The sequence below is a fragment of the Amycolatopsis sp. cmx-11-51 genome, assembly GCF_047608665.1.
In the GTDB taxonomy this organism is placed as follows: Bacteria; Actinomycetota; Actinomycetes; order Mycobacteriales; family Pseudonocardiaceae; genus Amycolatopsis.
On record NZ_JADNQO010000001.1, the window covers coordinates 1,540,051 to 1,557,098 of the forward strand.

The 17,048-nt window shown below is 67.4% G+C and carries 19 protein-coding genes; 7 read left to right on the forward strand and 12 right to left on the reverse strand.

Annotated elements, in window-relative coordinates; genetic code table 11:
* Window positions 1-22 precede the first annotated feature (22 nt).
* The 6 genes from ACM6LU_RS07755 to ACM6LU_RS07780 form a co-directional block, all read right to left on the reverse strand.
* Complete coding sequence (locus tag ACM6LU_RS07755; protein WP_414936846.1) at window positions 23-868, reverse strand: hypothetical protein; 846 nt, start codon at window positions 866-868, stop codon at window positions 23-25.
* A complete protein-coding gene (locus ACM6LU_RS07760) occupies window positions 865-1,974 on the reverse strand; it encodes a pentapeptide repeat-containing protein (protein ID WP_414936847.1) in 1,110 nt (369 codons plus the stop codon). Before ACM6LU_RS07760 ends, ACM6LU_RS07755 begins: the two co-directional genes overlap by 4 nt.
* Before the next feature lie 4 nt (window positions 1,975-1,978).
* Entirely contained in the window at window positions 1,979-2,824 is an 846-nt protein-coding gene (locus tag ACM6LU_RS07765; protein WP_414936848.1) for a Twin-arginine translocation protein TatA, read from the reverse strand.
* Between the two features lie 164 nt (window positions 2,825-2,988).
* Window positions 2,989-3,834, reverse strand: coding sequence for a lysozyme (locus ACM6LU_RS07770; protein WP_414936849.1), 846 nt, complete (start codon window positions 3,832-3,834; stop codon window positions 2,989-2,991).
* A gap of 171 nt (window positions 3,835-4,005) precedes the next feature.
* Entirely contained in the window at window positions 4,006-4,836 is an 831-nt protein-coding gene (locus ACM6LU_RS07775; RefSeq protein WP_414936850.1) for a lysozyme, read from the reverse strand.
* 104 nt (window positions 4,837-4,940) lie between these two features.
* On the reverse strand, window positions 4,941-5,567 hold the full coding sequence (locus ACM6LU_RS07780) for a type VII secretion system-associated protein (RefSeq protein ID WP_414937123.1): 627 nt from the start codon (window positions 5,565-5,567) through the stop codon (window positions 4,941-4,943).
* A 53-nt stretch (window positions 5,568-5,620) separates the two neighbouring features.
* Here ACM6LU_RS07780 and ACM6LU_RS07785 point away from each other — a divergent pair, with 53 nt between their 5' ends.
* Window positions 5,621-6,001 (forward strand): sterol carrier family protein, encoded by a 381-nt coding sequence (locus ACM6LU_RS07785; protein ID WP_414936851.1) that lies wholly within the window; start codon window positions 5,621-5,623, stop codon window positions 5,999-6,001.
* Between the two features lie 87 nt (window positions 6,002-6,088).
* Here ACM6LU_RS07785 and ACM6LU_RS07790 read toward each other — a convergent pair whose 3' ends face one another.
* Window positions 6,089-6,886: an SAM-dependent methyltransferase gene (locus ACM6LU_RS07790; protein WP_414936852.1), complete on the reverse strand. Its 798-nt coding sequence runs from the start codon at window positions 6,884-6,886 to the stop codon at window positions 6,089-6,091.
* 203 nt (window positions 6,887-7,089) lie between these two features.
* Here ACM6LU_RS07790 and ACM6LU_RS07795 point away from each other — a divergent pair, with 203 nt between their 5' ends.
* The 6 genes from ACM6LU_RS07795 to arfB all read left to right on the forward strand — a co-directional run bounded on the left by ACM6LU_RS07795 (window position 7,090) and on the right by arfB (window position 12,274).
* Window positions 7,090-7,968 (forward strand): helix-turn-helix domain-containing protein, encoded by an 879-nt coding sequence (locus ACM6LU_RS07795; protein WP_414936853.1) that lies wholly within the window; start codon window positions 7,090-7,092, stop codon window positions 7,966-7,968.
* Window positions 7,969-8,250: 282 nt separating this feature from the next.
* The gene (locus ACM6LU_RS07800) at window positions 8,251-8,490 is read left to right on the forward strand and encodes a DUF397 domain-containing protein (RefSeq protein ID WP_414936854.1); all 240 of its coding nucleotides are present in this window, start codon (window positions 8,251-8,253) and stop codon (window positions 8,488-8,490) included.
* Window positions 8,474-8,875, forward strand: coding sequence for a hypothetical protein (locus tag ACM6LU_RS07805; protein WP_414936855.1), 402 nt, complete (start codon window positions 8,474-8,476; stop codon window positions 8,873-8,875). The genes ACM6LU_RS07800 and ACM6LU_RS07805 overlap by 17 nt, the downstream gene beginning before the upstream one ends.
* Before the next feature lie 280 nt (window positions 8,876-9,155).
* Window positions 9,156-10,694 carry an amidophosphoribosyltransferase gene (gene purF / locus ACM6LU_RS07810; RefSeq protein WP_414936856.1) on the forward strand — a complete coding sequence of 513 codons (1,539 nt, stop codon included), beginning with the start codon at window positions 9,156-9,158 and terminating at the stop codon, window positions 10,692-10,694.
* Between the two features lie 30 nt (window positions 10,695-10,724).
* A complete protein-coding gene (gene purM, locus ACM6LU_RS07815; RefSeq protein ID WP_414936857.1) occupies window positions 10,725-11,795 on the forward strand; it encodes a phosphoribosylformylglycinamidine cyclo-ligase in 1,071 nt (356 codons plus the stop codon).
* A 47-nt stretch (window positions 11,796-11,842) separates the two neighbouring features.
* Window positions 11,843-12,274, forward strand: coding sequence for an alternative ribosome rescue aminoacyl-tRNA hydrolase ArfB (gene arfB, locus ACM6LU_RS07820; RefSeq protein ID WP_414936858.1), 432 nt, complete (start codon window positions 11,843-11,845; stop codon window positions 12,272-12,274).
* A gap of 22 nt (window positions 12,275-12,296) precedes the next feature.
* Here the strand turns inward: arfB and ACM6LU_RS07825 are convergent, their stop codons facing one another.
* The 5 genes from ACM6LU_RS07825 to ACM6LU_RS07845 form a co-directional block, all read right to left on the reverse strand.
* The gene (locus tag ACM6LU_RS07825; RefSeq protein WP_414936859.1) at window positions 12,297-13,085 is read right to left on the reverse strand and encodes a GNAT family N-acetyltransferase; all 789 of its coding nucleotides are present in this window, start codon (window positions 13,083-13,085) and stop codon (window positions 12,297-12,299) included.
* A 652-nt stretch (window positions 13,086-13,737) separates the two neighbouring features.
* Window positions 13,738-14,637, reverse strand: coding sequence for a Gfo/Idh/MocA family protein (locus tag ACM6LU_RS07830; RefSeq protein WP_414936860.1), 900 nt, complete (start codon window positions 14,635-14,637; stop codon window positions 13,738-13,740).
* A 97-nt stretch (window positions 14,638-14,734) separates the two neighbouring features.
* Window positions 14,735-15,688: an alpha/beta fold hydrolase gene (locus tag ACM6LU_RS07835; protein ID WP_414936861.1), complete on the reverse strand. Its 954-nt coding sequence runs from the start codon at window positions 15,686-15,688 to the stop codon at window positions 14,735-14,737.
* A 76-nt stretch (window positions 15,689-15,764) separates the two neighbouring features.
* Window positions 15,765-16,625, reverse strand: a complete 861-nt coding sequence (locus ACM6LU_RS07840) for a 3-hydroxybutyryl-CoA dehydrogenase (RefSeq protein WP_414936862.1) — start codon at window positions 16,623-16,625, stop codon at window positions 15,765-15,767.
* 88 nt (window positions 16,626-16,713) lie between these two features.
* A complete protein-coding gene (locus ACM6LU_RS07845; protein ID WP_076156206.1) occupies window positions 16,714-16,899 on the reverse strand; it encodes a DUF3073 domain-containing protein in 186 nt (61 codons plus the stop codon).
* Between the last annotated feature and the right edge of the window lie 149 nt (window positions 16,900-17,048).

Below are 17,048 nucleotides of genomic sequence, written 5' to 3' on the forward strand. Positions count from 1 at the left end.
TCACATGCGGGGAAAGCGTCCTTCAGCTCTCTTTGGCCAGGACCGAACCGGGCGCGAACTTCGCGCCCTCCAGCAACGGTGCCTCCGCGAAAGCGGTTGTACTGAAGTCGACCGGGGTTTCGACGGTCAGGCCGTCCATCTGCACCCGTCGTTTGAAGGTTGCCCCGGTGAGCCTGAGCTGGCCGCGGATTGTCGCGTGGTTGAGCGAGAACTTCCCGGCGAGTTCGGCGTTCTCGAGGACGAGATGATGCAGCACCTCACTGCGATCCGCGCCGAACCAGCCGACCCGCCTCGCCGTCAGTTCCAGCTTGTCGATCCGCGCGTCGCTGAGGTTGAGCCCGAAGGTCGGACCGGTGGTCCCGGCGTGCGGCAGGACGTCGCGGATCAGCCGTTCGGCCGCGCGCCGGACCAGCCGTTCGCGTTCGGCCTCGGCCCGGTTTTCCGTGACCCACTTGGTGTCACTCTTGAACTTCGGATGGTCGAACGGCCGCCGCAGGTAGGCACACAGCACGTCGAGCACCGTCTGCCGGTACTCCGGCCGCGCCCTGGCCAGCCCCGCGAGCGAATGCATCGCCCCCACCCTGACCTGGTCTGCCTCGTTGCCCAGCAGTTCGATCGACTTGGCGAAGCGCTCGTCCGAGACCCGGCTCCGCTCGATCTCGTGCCGGTCCTCCTCGGTCCGTCTCCGCCGGTCGTTGAGCCAGAGACCGTAGAGCGCGGCGATCGCCCCGCCGGCGAGGGCGCCGGTCTTGAGCGCGTCACCGCGGCTCGTCGCGCGATCCGTCAGCAGCCAGGCGGTCACTCCGACCAGCACCGCGACCGAGGACAGCAACGTCCACAGCAGCGGTGACCGCAGCAGGCGCTTCATCCGTCCTTCACCATGAGCCGGGCGCGGCCGTCGGGCAGGTTCTCGATGACCCAGCCTGGCGGGAGTTCGTGATCCTTGGCCGGTTCCACCGTCGTGTTGTACAGCGACACCGATTCCGGCGCCTTGCGGAACTTCAGGTCGCCGAAGCCCTCGAACCGGGCGCGCCGCAGATCCAGCGTGTTCCTGAACTCGGACTCGCCGAAGTCCGCGTTCTTCGCGAAAACGCTGTCCTTGAACGACGTCTCTCCCGCGAACACCGTGCCGCGGAACTCGGCGTCTTCGGCGAACCGCACTCCGCTGAACCACGCCCGCTGCGAGAACTTCGTTCCGTTGCACCGGAAATACCCGATCCGCTTGTCGACGGCGGTACCCGCGCCGGTCAGGTACACCGGTCCGAGGAAGACACAGCCGGAAAGGTTGGTGCTGCTGTACAGCCCGCCGTAGCGGAGCAGCAGTTTGCCGATCTTCCGGTCCGAAAGGTCGAAGTACTCCAGCACCGCCCCGGTCAGATCGAGGTCGTACCCCGGCGTGCCCTCGGAATCCGCGGCCGGGAGCAGTTCCCCGATGAGCCGCTGGGCGGCCTGCCGCACCTGGAGTTCCTGCTCCTGCTCCGGGTCACCGGGTTTGGGCGGCTTGTTCCCCGGAGGCTTCGCCTCGTCCTTGTATCGCGGATGCGTGAACGGCCGCCGCAGGTACGAGCACAGGATGTCCAGCACGGTCTGTGTGTAGATCGCCCGGCCGCGGGCCAGCCCGGCCAGCGCGTGCAGGGCTCCCACCCGCACCTGGTCGGCGTCGTGTCCCAACAGTTCGACGGCCTTCGCGAACCGCTCGTCCGAGATCCGGTCCCGGTCCTGGTCGGCCCGCCGCAGTTCGAGTTCCTGCCGCTGCCGCTCGATTTCCTGCCGCCGCTCCTCGACCCGGCGCCGCCGGTCGTTGAGCCACAACGCGTAGAGCGCGACGATGGCGCCGCCGGCGATGCCGCCGGTCTTGAGTGCCTCGCTGCGGCTGGTCGCCGGATCGGTCAGCAACCAGCCGCCGACGGCGAGCAGCAGCACGAGCGAGACGACGAACGTCCAGAGCAGTGGAGAGCGGAGCAACCGCTTCATCTGCTCAGAATACGAAGAAGTTGCGGACGCAGAAGGACTTGTCCGGGTTGTCGTCCGAGGAGATCCCCGATCCGCTCACCTTCTTGCCCTTGACCGTGCCCTCGATGTCACCGGTGATGAACCCGTCGCCGATGCCCGCGGTCGAGGTGACCTCCAGCTGCGACGGCGCCGGGGCCATGATGTCGATCGAGTCGCCCATGGTCGCCTTCATGTCCGCGCAGACCAGCGACAGCGCCCCGGCCTTGTCGCCGGCGCTCACCTTGGCCAGGAAGTCCTTGAGGTTCTGGACGCCCTTCGGGTTGCCTTCGGAGCCCGCACCCCCGCTTTCGGTGCTCTTCGGGCTGCTCTTGGGCGCGCTCGACTTCGGGCTGCTCTTCGGCGCGGAAGTCGGGGCCTTGCTGGACGACGCCGGCGGCGGCGCGGCCGTGTTGTTGCCTTCGTCCTTGCTGAGCAGGAAGCCCGGCGCGACGAAACCGGTGACACCGAACGCGATCAGCACGACCACGCCGATCACGATCCCGATGATCAGCCCGGTCTTGCTCTTCGGCGGCGGCGCGGGCGGGCCGCCGTAACCCTGCGGGTAGCCCGGGTTGTTCGGGTCCCAGCCCTGCTGCTGCGCGTTCGGATCCCAGCCTGCCTGCTGCTGCGGGTACTGCTGCGTCTGGTCCCAGCCCTGCTGGGGCTGCTGCTGGTACTGCTGGGTCTGGTCCCAGCCCTGCTGCTGTCCGTACTGCTGAGGCTGACCGTACTGCTGGGTCTGGTCCCAGCCACCCTGCTGCGGATGACCGCCGGGCTGCTGCCCCTGGGGATCTTGGCCGTAGGGCTGGCCTGGCTGGGGTGGGTAGGTCATCGGTCTCGCCTTCCGTACTGGGGCCTGAGGCTGGAGATCAGACGGCAGGCGGTCGGCGCTGGTTCCGGATCCGCCCGTGCCAGGGGTTTCAGGGGGAAGGTACCTCGCGCGCGAAAGCGGCTCCCGGCCGAGGCCGGGAGCCGCTTCTTCACGAAATGCGCAGCTCAGCCGTTGGCCAGTGCCTGCAAGCGGTCGTATGCGCCGTTGAAGGTGTTCTGGTCGAGCGGACTGGAGGTGTACTGCCACACGGTGTAGAAGCCCCAGCCGTACGGCAGCGCACCCACGGTGGAGGCGTAGCGCGCGATCCACAGCGGGACCGTGCCACCGAAGTTCTGCGCCGATCCGACACACGTGTTCCACCAGCTCGTCGAGGTGTAGATGACGGGCCAGCGGCCGGTGCGCGCCTGGTAACGATCGTGGAACGCCCGGATCCATGCCCCCATGGACGCCTGGCTCAAGCCGTAACAGGTGGCCCCGTACGGGTTGTACTCCATGTCCAGCGCGCCCGGCAGGGTCTTGCCGTCCTTGGACCAGCCTCCGCCGTTGTTGATGAAGAAGTCCGCCTGCGCAGCGCCACCGGAGACGTTGGGCAGGGCGAAGTGGTACGCGCCGCGGATGAAGCCCTGGCTGTAGGAACCGTTGTACTGCTGGGCGAAGTACGGGTTCTTGTAACTGGTGCCTTCGGTGGCCTTCGTCCACACGAAACGCTTGCCCTGGCCCCACCAGTAGCCCCAGTCGACGTTCTTCTGGTAGCTGGCGACGTCCATCCCCGCGACGGTCGCGAGCACCCCGGCTTCAGGCTGCGGCCGCGCCGCCCTCTCCTTGGACTCCGGGGTGGAGGTGTCGCCTTCCACCCGCCGGATCTGCGATCCGATCGTGTGGTCGTTCCGCTGGAGATCCTGGTCGATCGACATGATCTCCGGAGACGGGGCGGCCGACGCCTGGACCGTGCTGCCCAGCAGGAGCAGCGCGGAGCCGACGGCGATGGCGATTCTTCGGGAAGTGCGCATACGACAATCCCTTCACGGATAACCCTCGCTGAGGACGACTATTTGCAGGTAGCCGTCCGGGCACGATTGTTGACGACGAGTGCCGGGTTTGTCACTAACTTCCGTGAAATTGGTGCTACGCGTGGGTGATTTTCATTTCCATCTTGGCGGTGCTTTGTGATCTTGTAACACTCAACGGGTGAGTGTTGAGCCGATCGACAACGCGCGTACTCGATCTTCCGCGCCGTTGAACCAGTTCTGGTCGCCTGGCAGGCTGCCCCTGTCCGCGAACTGCCAGATGGTCTGGGTCTTCCAGCTGGCGGGCAGCTCGCCGATCTCCGTGTGGTAGCGCGCGACCCACAACGGGTTCTGCCAGAACAAGTTGCTGTTGCCGGTGCAGCGCTTCCACCAGCTCGTCGACGTGTAGATCGTCGGATGCCGCCCGGTCCGCCACAGATAGGTCTCGGCGAACGACGCCATCCACGCGACCATCTGCGCGGCCGTCTTGCCGTAACAGGTTTCGCCGTACGGGTTGTACTCGACGTCGAGCGCGCCCGGCAGGGTCTTGCCGTCACCGGACCAGCCGCCGCCGTGGTCGACGAAGTAGTGCGCCTGCGAGGCGCCGTCCGAGATGTCGGGGCGTGCGAAGTGGTACGCGCCGCGGACCAGGCCGACGCCGTAGGAACCGTTGTACTGCTGGGGAAACCGGGGATTGACGAATCCGGTGCCCTCGGTCGCCTTGACGTAGACGAACTTCGCGCCGGTCCTGGCCGCGCCGGGCCAGTCGACGTCGCCCTGATGTCCGCTGACATCGTGGCCGAGGGTCTGTCCCTCGCCGCCGTACAGCGGCCCGAGGGCCGAGTTGACGCCTTCGTGCAACGCGATCTGCGAGCCCGCGTAGTGCTCCTCGGCCCCGTCGTATCTGGGCCCGGTTTCCTGTGCCACGGCAGGGGTCTGTGCGAGCAGCAAGACCCCCGCCGCGAGGACGGCCCCCCAGCCTTTTGAACACACTCTGCGACTCATCACGTCGCCACGATCCCCCGTGAAAAGGGAATCAGCGACTCGAACATCACCCGAAAGAGTTGCGCTCGACCTGAATAAATTGGGCCGAGTGGGTTAATCGAGCCCTAACGACGCTCGTCCGAAAGGGCCTTGTCGAGGTGCTCCGATCCGACGATGGCGGTGAGCCGATCGTGCGGATTGACGGCCACCGGATGCCCGGCCAGCAACGGGACCATGTCCCGGCCCAGCACCGCGCGGGCGTGCGGCCATTCGCGCGGGACCAGCGCCTTGGCCGTGTACGCGGGCACGAGCACCCGGCCGTCGGTGTCGTGGAAGCCGATGACCGTGCGCTGCACCGGCGAAAGGGCGTAGACGAACAGCGTCGAGTCGAGGAAGACCCGCGGCAGGTCGGCGGCCGGGCGATGGTTCGTCCGCACCAGCTGCAGCAACTGCTCGAGTTCGTTGCGTGGTTCCGGGAAGCCGAGCGCCTTTGGCGAGGGGCGGTACCGGTCGTTGGAATGGAAGTCCTCGACGATCTCGCCCGCGCCGTTCACCGGATACGCGCCGACGACCGCCCAGGACGGCACCGGGCCGTCGGGGTCGAAGGCCTCGTCGATGACATACAGCCAGCTGTTCGGGTTGGCCCTGGCGTTGGCGCGCATCTCTTCGGTGATCTTCGGCTTCCCCGGTTTCAGCTTGCCCGCCGGGCTCGACGCCAACCGATCCGCCTCGTCCCGCTGCGCCATCGCCATCCCCACGTTCCGGGTGCCTGAAGGTTTGTTCGCGCTCACTCTACTGTTCTTCCATGGCCTCTTCGCGTTCGGTCGACCCCGCTGAGTTACGTGCCGCGATCATGGCGATTTTCCCCTGGTTGAGCGGATCCAGTCCGGATCCGGCCCGTCCAGACCTGGCCGCGGCGGTGCGGCTGAGCCTGCGGACGCTGGCCGCGGACGCGCCAGGGAAGAGTGTCGAAGTGCGGGTGCCACCGTTCGCGGCTGTGCAGTGCGTCGAAGGATTGCGGCATACGCGCGGGACGCCGCCGAACGTCGTCGAAACGGATCCGCGCACGTGGCTGGAACTGGCGACCGGGCAGCTCGGCTGGGCCGACGCCGTCGAGTCGGGGCGGGTCATCGCCTCCGGGAGCAGGGCCGATCTGGCCCGCTGGCTACCCTTGGTCCGCCTCTGAACCTTGGCCCCTTGAGGAGATGAACGGGGCTTTCCTCTCAAACTTCGAGAGGAAAGCCCCGTTCATCTCACTCGTGAGGCGGGGGTCCTACTTCTTCCGGCCGATCCCGCCCGAGATCGTCCGCTGAGCCGTGTTCAGCTCCTTGATCCGCGGGCCGTCCGGCCACCAGTCGGCGCACAGCTTGACGCCGGGCTCGACCATCTCGAGGTCGTGGAACAGCTCCTCGATCTCGGCCTTGGTACGGAAGGTGCCCGAGCCCATCGGGCTGTGGATGAAGAAGTCCTCCATCTTGCGGGCGACCTCGGACAGCTCGTCCTGCGGGTCGGAGAAGTGCGAGATCGCCACGTACGAACCCGAGGGCAGCGCGTCGATGTACCTCTTCATGATCTTGGCCGGATCTTCCTTCGGCCCGTTGTAGTGGTGCAGGGTCCCGAGCTGCAGCAACGCGATCGGCCGCGAGAAGTCGAGGTGTCGGAGGATGTCCGGGTTCTCCAGGATCCGCTCCGGCTCGAAGATGTCGTCCGAGACGAAGTGCGTGTTCTCGTTCTCTTCCAGGAGAGCGCGCCCGTGTGCGAGCACCACCGGGTCGTTGTCGACGTAGACGACCTTGATCTCCGGGTTGATCCGCTGCACGACCTGGTGCGTGTTCTCGGCGGTCGGGAGGCCGGATCCGAGGTCGAGGAACTGGGTGATGCCCGTCTGGCTGGCGACGAACCGGCACGCGCGGATCAGGAAGCCGCGGTTCTCGGTCGCCAGGTCCTGCGCCTCGGGGGCGGCCTGCTGGACCTTCCGCAGCACTTCCCGGTCGATCTCGTAGTTGTCCTTGCCGAGAAGGAAGGCGTCGTATACCCGGGCGATGCTGGCCCGGGTCGGGTCGACACCCACAGGTACTCGTTCCGTCCGGGGCGGGGCGTCGGGCATCTTGAACCTCACAAAACTGTGTCGGAAGTCTCGGACTCTACGTAGAGTAGAACCACGTACGCGGCGGGTAAACCGAGCCATCCCTGTCGTGTCGAGGCCCAAACGTGTACTTTGAGTAGTCGGCTTGATCCCCTGGTGAATAGAGACATACGAAAGGTCCCCGGTCGATGAACGCGGTCAACCCGCCCGGCGGTGAGCAGTCACTGGGTCCCACCGCGCGGCGGATGATCCTCGGCTCACAGCTCCGGCGGATGCGCGAGGACGCGGGGATCACGCGCCAGGAGGCCGGCTACAGCATCCGCGGTTCCGAGTCGAAGATCAGCCGTCTCGAACTCGGCCGCGTCGGCTTCAAGGAACGCGACGTCGCCGACCTGCTGACCATGTACGGGATGACCGATCCCGACGATCGGCAGCAGTTCCTCGACATGGTCAAGGAGTCGAACGAGCCGGGTTGGTGGCGCCGCTACGGCGACCTGATGCCGAGCTGGTTCAACGACCTCGTCGGACTCGAAGAGGCCGCGGCCCGGATCCAGGTCTGGGAGCCACTGTACGTCACGGGTCTGCTGCAGACCGAGGCCTACGCGCGGGCCATCATGAGCCACGGCCGCAAGGACATGGTCGACGAGCAGGTCGATCGCCGGGTCGCGCTGCGGATGCGGCGGCAGAAGATGTTGTCCCGGCCGGACGCGCCGCGGCTGTGGCTGGTGCTCGACGAGTCGGTGCTCCATCGCCCGATCGGCGACCGCGAGGTGCTGAAGGGCCAGATCGATTACCTGCTGGAGATGATCCTGCAGCCGAACATCTCGGTCCAGATCCTCCCGTTCGACCGGAGCGGCTACTCCGCCGACAGCGCGTTCTCGCTGCTCAGGTTCGCGGAAGAGGAACTGCCGAACATCGCCTACACCGAATATCTGACCGGCGCGCACTACATCGACAAGCGCGACGAGATCGAGCGGTACAGCCGGGCGCTCGACATGCTCGCGGTCGACGCGGAGACGCCGGACCGCAGCCGTCAGATGCTCCTGAAGCGCCGCGCGGAAATCTGAGTCACTCACCGTTGTGGGCTCTTCGCCGTACTGGTGACGGCCGGGATTTTCTTGCCTGCGCGCAAAAAGCCCGTGATGACTGGTAGTCGTTCACCTCTTGGGGAGGCGCGGCCTCACCCGTTTGGGGGACGGGCGGGGATCGAGTTCTCACTGCACGCGAATTCTGCAAAAAATTCTGCACGTGCATTTACCGTTGCAGTCACACGTGCTAACTTTGGGATCACAGGCAAATGCACATGCAGATGCATCGCCCGAAGTCTTGAGTCGGGGAAGGTGGGGACCATGGCTGAACAATTCGACAACGGCATCCCGGCCGATCGTCTTACCGGGGCGCCTTGGCGCAAAGCGAGCTACAGCAACGCGATCGGCAACTGCGTCGAGGTGGCTCCGCTCCCGTCCGGCGAGATCGCGATGCGCAACTCGCGCTTCCCGACCGGCCCCGCCTTGATCTACACCCAGGCCGAGATGGCCGCGTTCCTCGCGGGTGCCAAGGACGGCGAATTCGATGACGTTCTCAGGTGACACCATCACCGCGGAAATCACCGATATCGAAAGCGGTTTGCAGGAGCTGATCCACCGCGGATACCAGTTCGTGCACCCGTGCGACGCGAACGGCGAGGTCACAGCCGTGGTCGGCGTGCGAGTCCACGACAACGTGGTCGACGTGGTCCGGCTCAACGCCGAGGACGACGTCGTGGCGACCCGCATGCCCGGTACCGAGGAGGACATCCTCCAGCCCGAGGTGTGGCTGTGGCGGTTTGCCGGCGACGCGGCGACGGTGCTGACGGCACTGCTCGCGCTCCCGGACGAACGGACGCCCGGCTCACTGTTCCCTTCGGAGACCGCGTCCAAGGGCTGCTGGGTCCCTGGTCGCGGCGGCACGTCCAAGTGGCTAGCCGCCGGGTGAAAAGCGGCCGGCTGATCTCCGACACCCCACTGCACAGTCGACCGCCTCTGTCGAGGGGGAGCGGTCGGCTGGTCGGGGGTCGTGAGTGACGGGTCTTGACACCCGCCCGTCACCCACGGTCACTGAACGCGATGGGATGACCCCGGCGTCGATCGCAGAGGCGGGGTCACTTACTGTCATCGACTGAAGCGTGTCCAGTGCCACGTCGCACGACGCGTTGATCTCCGGCTCACCGTTTACACTGGTGGCGGCCTACCCTCTTCTCCCTGGGAGCACCTCGGTGGTTTCCGACCCGTCCCTCGCCGGACAGCCCGTGACCGACCAGCCCGATCCGGAACCCCGTGAGGAATGCGGTGTGTTCGGTGTCTGGGCGCCCGGAGAAGAGGTCGCGAAGCTGACCTACTACGGGCTCTACGCACTTCAGCACCGCGGCCAGGAAGCGGCCGGCATCTCGGTCTCCGACGGTTCGCAGATCGTCGTCTTCAAGGATCTCGGCCTGGTCAGTCAGGTCTTCGACGAGCAGGTCCTGCAGTCGCTGCAGGGACATATCGCCGTCGGGCACTGCCGCTATTCGACCACCGGCGCGACCATCTGGGAAAACGCGCAGCCGATCTTCCGTACCACCGCCACCGGCAGCGGATTGTCGTTCGCGCACAACGGAAACCTGGTCAACACCGCCGAACTGCGCGATCGCACGGTCGCCGCCGGCATCAAACCGCACCTCGGCCTGACCGGTTCGTCCAGCGACTCCGACCTGGTGTGCGGACTGCTCGCGGCCAACGCCGCGGACAGGGGCATCGAGGCCGCCGCGCTGGAACTGCTGCCCACCCTCAAGGGCGCGTTCTGCCTGGTCTTCGCCGACGAGTCCACCTTGTACGCGGCCCGCGACCCGCACGGTGTGCACCCACTGGTGCTCGGCAGGCTCGAACGCGGCTGGGTGGTCGCCAGTGAGACGGCCGCGCTGGACATCTGCGGTGCGTCGTTCGTCCGCGAGGTCGAGCCCGGTGAGCTCATCGCGATCAACGCCGAGGGCCTGCGCTCCTCGCGGTTCGCGAACCCCGAGCCCAAGGGCTGCGTCTTCGAGTACGTCTACCTCGCGCGGCCCGACACCTCGATCGCCGGCCGCAGCGTGCACGCCACCCGCGTCGAGATCGGCCGCAAGCTGGCCGCCGAGCACCCGGCCGACGCCGACCTGGTCATGCCGGTGCCCGAATCCGGCACCCCGGCCGCCATCGGGTACGCGCAGGGCTCCGGCATTCCCTACGGCACCGGCCTGGTGAAGAACGCCTACGTCGGCCGCACCTTCATCCAGCCGTCGCAGACCATCCGCCAGCTGGGCATCCGGCTGAAGCTGAACCCGCTGCGTGACGTCATCCGCGGCAAGCGGCTCGTCGTGGTCGACGACTCCATCGTCCGCGGCAACACCCAGCGCGCGCTGGTCCGCATGCTGCGGGAGGCCGGCGCGCTCGAGGTGCACGTCCGGATCGCCTCACCGCCCGTCCGCTGGCCGTGTTTCTACGGCATCGACTTCGCTTCCCGCGCCGAATTGGTGGCCAACGGCGTCGACCTCGACGGCATCCGCCGGTCCATCGGCGCGGACACCTTGGGCTACATCTCCCTGGACGGGCTGGTCGCGGCTTCGGAGCAGCCGAAGTCGCGTCTGTGCACCGCGTGCTTCTCCGGCGAGTACCCGATCGCGCTCCCCGAGGACGCCCTGATCGGGAAGCACCTGCTGGAGAGCCTGGACTCGGTCAATGGCGCGGCGAAGCCTGTCAGCCCTGCCGGGTACGGTGCTGAGGACGCCATCCGGCGTCCCTAGTCCTTTCTTCCAGAGTTGGAGTCCGCTTCCGTGAGCGAGTCCACGAGCGCCACGTACGCCGCCGCCGGGGTCAGTATCGACGCCGGTGACAAAGCCGTTGAGCTGCTCAAACCGCACGCCGAAAGGGCCACCAGGCCCGAGGTGATGGGCGGGGTCGGCGGTTTCGCCGGGCTGTTCTCCCTGAAGCTGGACAAGTGGAAAGAGCCGGTGCTGGCCTCGTCGACCGACGGGGTCGGCACCAAGATCGCTGTCGCGCAGGCGCTCGACAAGCACGACACCGTCGGCATCGACCTGGTCGCGATGGTCGTCGACGACCTGGTCGTCACCGGCGCCGAGCCGCTGTTCATGCAGGACTACATCGCCGTCGGCAAGGTCGTGCCGGAGAAGATCGCGGCGCTGGTCGGCGGCATCGCCGAGGGTTGTGTTCAGGCGGGTTGCGCGCTGCTCGGCGGCGAAACCGCGGAGCACCCGGGCCTGATGGGCGAGCACGACTACGACCTCTCAGGCACCGGCATCGGCGTCGTCGAGGCGTCGAAGGTGCTTGGTCCGGAGCGGGTCCGCCCCGGCGACGTCGTCCTCGCGCTCGGCTCGTCCGGCCTGCACTCCAACGGTTACTCGCTCGCCAGGCGCGTGCTGCTGGACATCGCGCGCATGCCGCTCGACGGGCATGTCGAGGAGTTCGGCCGCTCGCTGGGCGAGGAGATGCTGGAGCCGACCAGGATCTACGCGAAGGACTGTCTCGCGCTGGTGGCCGAGGCCGATGTCCGCGCGTTCGCGCACGTCACCGGCGGTGGGCTGGAGCAGAACCTCGCCCGCGTCATGCCGCGCGGCCTGGTCGCGAAGCTCGAACGCGGCACCTGGACCCCCGCGCCGGTGTTCGCCCTGATCGGACACCGCGGCAAGGTCGAGCGCGCCGAACTGGAGAAGACCTTCAACATGGGTGTCGGCATGGTCGCGATCGTCGGAGCCGACGATGTCGATCGCGCGCTGGCGATGCTGACCGCGCGGCACGTGCCGGCGTGGATCCTTGGCGACGTGCAGCCCGCGGAAGACCCGGATGGCCCGCGCGCCGTGCTCTCCGGCGACCACCCGCGCTTCTGACCGCGCAGAGACAAAAATGGTCTTCCCCCTGATGTCACACTGGGCCCGTGGCTGATGACGTGGTGGTCGGCACCCGGTTCGTGATCCCGGGCACCGAATTGAGCGAACGGTTCTCCCGGTCGTCGGGTCCGGGTGGGCAGGGCGTGAACACCACGGACTCGCGGGTCGAACTCTCCTTCGACGTGGCCGGTTCGGCTTCGATCCCGGAACACCTCCGGGCCCGGATGCTGGACCGGCTTTCGTCGCGCCTGGTCGACGGCGTCGTCACGATCACCGCGTCGGAACACCGCTCCCAGCTGATGAACCGGGAAGCCGCGCGGGCGCGGCTGGTCATGCTCCTGGTGGACGCGTCGGCGCCACCGGCCGCCAAGCGGCGTCCCACCAAACCCTCACGGGGTTCGAAGGAACGCCGCCTGGCCTCGAAGAAGCGCCGCGGTGAGGTCAAACGGACCCGCCGCGGCGGCTACTCGGACGACTGAGTTTCCAGTGGTCCGCGGGTGGTCACTCGTCGAGGTGGACCCCTGCTCCGCCGACAGGGACCGACAGGTGCACGCACTCGGCCGCGGTCTCGAAACCGACCCGGCCGTAGACGCGTTCCGCCTGCCCGGCGCCCGGTGTCAGGAACACCGAACGCCCGCCCCGTGAATGGGCCTCACGGGTCAGGTACTCCGTCATCGCCGCCGCGATCCCGCGGCTCCGGTACCCCTCGATCACCCCGATGCCGGCGATTTCACTGGCGCCGTCCTGGATCGCCGTCGCGACTCCGCCGCCGGCACATTCACCGGCTTCGGTGAGCGCCATGACCGAGATCGTCTCGCCGCTCAGCTGATCCGGTGACGGGTCGAGGTGCTGATCGGGATCGGTCTCCCCGAAGGCGAGGTTCTGCGCCCGGATCATCTTCCGGAACTCTTCGGGCGTCTTCGGGGTGAACAAGCTGATCCCAGCCGGTTTCGGCTGCTCGACGAGCTGCTCCGGAGCGCAGATCATCAGCGGGACCCGCCGCTCCAGGGTGTACCCGCCCTCGACGAGCACCGCCTCGGCTGCCGGAACCGCTTCGGTCAGGAACTTCAGGCGCGGCACGAGGCCGCGCTCGCGGAACGCCTCGGTGAGCCGGGCGACGTCGCCCGAAGTGGGGACGGCGCCGTCATCGGGGATCGCGTAGTTGAGAAAGGGGCTGTCGGCCTCGAGGTAGTACGTGGCCAGGAAGGGCCCGATCCGCTCGGTTTCGCGGTACTTCGCCGCGGTGACGCGGATATAGGACTGCAGAGCACTGATGGTCTCGGAAAGCACTGGTCGCCATGCCTTTCGGGCAAGAAAAAGGGACGCACGGGAAGACCCGCGTGCGTGGTGGAGCTGGCGTGGGCGCCGGCTAGCTCGTGCCGACGCCGCTGAAGGCGTCAGGCATGAGGCATCCCTCTTTCTTGACTGGACAAAGCCCGTAGGCAGGGCTTTCGCGATCACCTTCGCACGGCGGTCAAGTGGTTTACCGGCCTCGCGGGCGGCGCCGACCACGGCGCTGTCGCTCGGCGCGAGGCGCAGGTCGGTGCCGGGTTCGAGGTCCAGCCTGCTGCCCTGCGCGTCGGTCACCGGCATCGTGACCAGGCACAACGCCCAGGAAGCAGACCAGCACAAGCGCCATGTCCACAGCGGTGGTCGCCGAGGCGGAGGAGCGGTCGGCTTGTCTCCGCCGTCGATACCCGCGAGCACCGGCCAACCGGGTAACGCGAACGGAATCGCGGTGATCGTCAACGAAAGATCGACTCGGTATGCGAGGCGACCGCGCTAAGAGGTGATCTTTTCCGGTAGCGGAAAGGGCTTTCCCGTGCTTGGGTCAGGGCGGTGAACGTCCACAATGGAGCCTGTGGACAACCTGTGGACAACTGTGAAGCGGCAGAGAGAGGGCGTTGCCGTATAAGGGAAAGCTTCGTAAGGGACCTGTGTACTACTTGCCGTGCCCGGCGAGTTCGCGTGCGCGTTCGATCAGTTTCTGCAGGTGCAGTCCGCGACGCACGTCACACGGGTGCGAGGTCGTTCCGCTCGCGGCCATCGCGGCGAAATCGTCCAGGAGCGCGGTGTACGACTCATCGGCGGAACCCGGTTTCCGCCCTAACGTGCGGTAGCCGTGCTCCCCGTAAACGGTCACTTCGACGACCGTCGGCTGGATCGGCATCCGCAGCGACAGGGTCGCCGTACTGGTCGCGCCACCCGCGTGGGCGAACAGCACCTGCCACAGATCGTCGTCGGTCCGGTTGGCGGCGAGCACGTCGGTGATTTCACCGAGCGCCGCGTCCAGTAGATCGAACGCGTGCGGGCCGATGTCGGCGAGCGCGCCGGAGTCGTGTCGCCACGCCGAATCCCGGTACTGCCCGCCGAGCAGCGCGCCCGAAAGCCAGCGCGCGCCGCCGCCTCGCCACCCGCCCGCTTCCTTGATCCCGTCGAGCCAGTCCCGGGTCATCGGCGAGTAACGCAAGATCAGGACCACGAGACCGACCACGCCGGCGGCCTCGACCGCGTCCGCGAGCCGCCGCGCGCCGTCGAGATCCGCGGCGATCGGCTTCTCCAGGATGAGGTGCTTGCCCGCCTCGGCCGCTTTGACCGCCAGCTCCGCCTGAACGGCGGGTGGCACGGCGAACGCGACCGCGTCCACCTGGTCGAGCAGCTCTTCGAAGCTGCCGACGGCCTCGGCGCCGTGCGCCTCCGCCAGCTCCGCGGCCGCTTCAGGGCGCCTGGCCCAGACCGCGCTCAACGTCGTACCCGGGTGATCGGCGAGGCCCGGCGCGTGCACCGTCTTCGCCCACGGACCGGCACCGACCAGACCCGCGCGCAGCTGTCCCTGTCCCACGACCCCGAGTCTAGGTGTGCCGATGCTTGCTCCCGGCGCTGCCCCACCCCCGCGATTAGTCCTCTAAATGCGATCCTTGCACGGCGCAACTACAGCACTAATTGCGCAGGAGAGGCCGGGCAACCCGGTCGTAGAGGTCCAGGAGTTCGCCCAGCTTGGCCGAGGTCGGAACGTGCGCGGTATCGAGGTCGAAGACCCGGAACCGGTTGCGGGGGGTGCGCTCGTCGGCCTCCCGGATCATCCGGTCCTGCAACGCGAGCGGGATGATGTTGTCCCGCAGGTGCCGGACGTACACGCGCGGGATGTGCCCCCAAGTGCGCAGGTCACCGCGGGAATCGACGTCGCCCTTGCCGGGGAGTTCGTCCGGCATCATCGAGTTCAGGAACGTGTGAAACTCGGCGTCGGTGCTGTCGCTCATGAAGGCCTCTTTCGCCTTCGCCAGGCGCACCGGGTCGGCGATACGCCAGTTCGAACGGAACGCCCCGACCACCGCTGGGTCGGCTGCCATGAACTCCAGCAACGCCATGACCTGCGTCGTCTTACCCTCGTCGGTCTGCAGGTAGTGACCCGGAGTGGGCAGCGTGCCGCAGCAGAACGCGGTGTCGTAGACCAGCAGGTCGATCAGCCGCGGCACCTGGTTCGCGACCAGGCTGATCGCCGCGCCGCCGATGCTGGCGCCGACGAGCACGACCGGCCCGAGCGCGGCCGCCCGGCGGACGGTTTCCACGGTCGCGGCGATGTGGTCGGCCACGGTCACCCCGGCCAGCGGCGACGGTTCGGTCGCGAACGCCGCCAGGTCCTGTGGAGCCTGGTAGGACAGCCGGAACTGGGCGTCTGTCGGCCGCTGGCCCGGCAGGTCGACGCCGACGCAGCGGTAACCGCGCAGCACGAGTTCGTTCGGGACGCCGGAGACGCCGTTCGCACCCGCGGCGAACACGAAAGTCGGTACTCCACGGCGTTGACCCGCGGACGCCGAACCCGCGGTGGCGAGTCCGGTGAGGCCGGTCAGCCCGGCGACAGTGATTGCCTTACGACGCGTGTGCTCGTTCATGCCGTCCATGCAACAGGGGACACCGGTTGCACGGACAGCCGAACAAGTGGTCGCCCGCCGGTACGAAAGTTGCGGATCAGGAGTAGCTGTAGAACCCGCGGCCGGTCTTCTTGCCGAGCAAGCCGGCGTCGACCATGCGCAACAGCAGCGGCGGTGAGGAGTACAGCGGCTCCTTGAACTCGGCGTACATCGAGTCCGCGATCGCCTTGATGGTGTCCAAGCCGATCAGGTCCGACAGCCGCAGCGGGCCCATCGGGTGCGCGGTGCCCAGCTCCATGCCGCGGTCGATGTCCTCCGCCGACGCGAAGCCCGACTCGATCATCCGGATCGCCGAAAGCAGATACGGCACGAGCAGCGAGTTCACGATGAATCCGGCGCGGTCCTGCGACCGGATCACCGTCTTGTGCAACGCCGTCGTCGCGTGCTCCTCCGCGCGGCGGGCGGTGTCGTCGCTGGTCAGCAGCGAAGGCACCAGCTCGACTAGCGGCAGCACCGGGACCGGGTTGAAGAAGTGGATGCCGACCACCTGCTGCGGGCGGTTGGTCGCCATCCCGAGTTTCATGATCGGGATCGACGAGGTGTTGGACGCGAACACGGCATCCTCACGCTCGACGATCTTGTCCAGCGACCGGAACACTTCGACCTTGGCCTGCTCCTGTTCCAGGATGGCCTCGATCACGAGGTCGCGGTCGGCGAACTCGCCGATCTCGGTGGTGAAGCGAACCCGTCCGAGCGCCGCGTCGGCGTCTTCCTGCGACAGCTTCCCGCTCTTGACGCCGCGTTGCAGCGACTTCTCGATCCGCGCCCGCCCGGAGTCCAGCGCCGGCTGGCTCACCTCGGTGACGATCACGTCGAGACCGGCACGCGCGTGCACTTCGGCGATGCCGGAGCCCATGAGCCCGGCTCCGATCACACCTACTCGCGATACGTCGGACATGGCACCTCTTCCGTATTTTGGGCAGCACGCGACACGCGAGGGTGGACCACGGGGTTCAACCCGTGCCACCCTCGCGTGTCACGCCTGCTCAGCGGCGGTATTCGTCGTACCCGTCGTACGGGTCGTCGTCTTCCCGCTTGTCGTCCTCATGCCCGTAATCCGAAGAACTACTGGACAGCTCGCGCTGCAAAGCATCGAAGTCGGTTTCGTGCGAGCTGTACTTGAGCTCACGCGCCACCTTCGTCTGCTTGGCCTTAGCCCGGCCGCGCCCCATGGCTCGACCCCCTCGCACAGGGGCGGGGCGGCCGGGGGAATCGGCGGCCCCGCATCGTCTCGACAATTATTTCCTGCTGACACCGTACCGTGCCCGGGGGGTTGGATGCGACGTGGCACGGTGTGCCGGTGGCGACAGTGTTCACCGGA

Bases quoted from the DNA above. Each gene is read 5' to 3' on its own strand.
- ACM6LU_RS07755 (WP_414936846.1), bottom strand. From the start codon at position 868: ATGAAGCGCCTGCTGCGGTCACCGCTGCTGTGGACGTTGCTGTCCTCG.
- ACM6LU_RS07760 (WP_414936847.1), bottom strand. From the start codon at position 1,974: ATGAAGCGGTTGCTCCGCTCTCCACTGCTCTGGACGTTCGTCGTCTCG.
- ACM6LU_RS07765 (WP_414936848.1), bottom strand. From the start codon at position 2,824: ATGACCTACCCACCCCAGCCAGGCCAGCCCTACGGCCAAGATCCCCAG.
- ACM6LU_RS07770 (WP_414936849.1), bottom strand. From the start codon at position 3,834: ATGCGCACTTCCCGAAGAATCGCCATCGCCGTCGGCTCCGCGCTGCTC.
- ACM6LU_RS07775 (WP_414936850.1), bottom strand. From the start codon at position 4,836: ATGAGTCGCAGAGTGTGTTCAAAAGGCTGGGGGGCCGTCCTCGCGGCG.
- ACM6LU_RS07780 (WP_414937123.1), bottom strand. From the start codon at position 5,567: ATGGCGATGGCGCAGCGGGACGAGGCGGATCGGTTGGCGTCGAGCCCG.
- ACM6LU_RS07785 (WP_414936851.1), top strand. From the start codon at position 5,621: ATGGCCTCTTCGCGTTCGGTCGACCCCGCTGAGTTACGTGCCGCGATC.
- ACM6LU_RS07795 (WP_414936853.1), top strand. From the start codon at position 7,090: ATGAACGCGGTCAACCCGCCCGGCGGTGAGCAGTCACTGGGTCCCACC.
- ACM6LU_RS07800 (WP_414936854.1), top strand. From the start codon at position 8,251: ATGGCTGAACAATTCGACAACGGCATCCCGGCCGATCGTCTTACCGGG.
- ACM6LU_RS07805 (WP_414936855.1), top strand. From the start codon at position 8,474: ATGACGTTCTCAGGTGACACCATCACCGCGGAAATCACCGATATCGAA.
- ACM6LU_RS07835 (WP_414936861.1), bottom strand. From the start codon at position 15,688: ATGAACGAGCACACGCGTCGTAAGGCAATCACTGTCGCCGGGCTGACC.
- ACM6LU_RS07840 (WP_414936862.1), bottom strand. From the start codon at position 16,625: ATGTCCGACGTATCGCGAGTAGGTGTGATCGGAGCCGGGCTCATGGGC.
- ACM6LU_RS07845 (WP_076156206.1), bottom strand. From the start codon at position 16,899: ATGGGGCGCGGCCGGGCTAAGGCCAAGCAGACGAAGGTGGCGCGTGAG.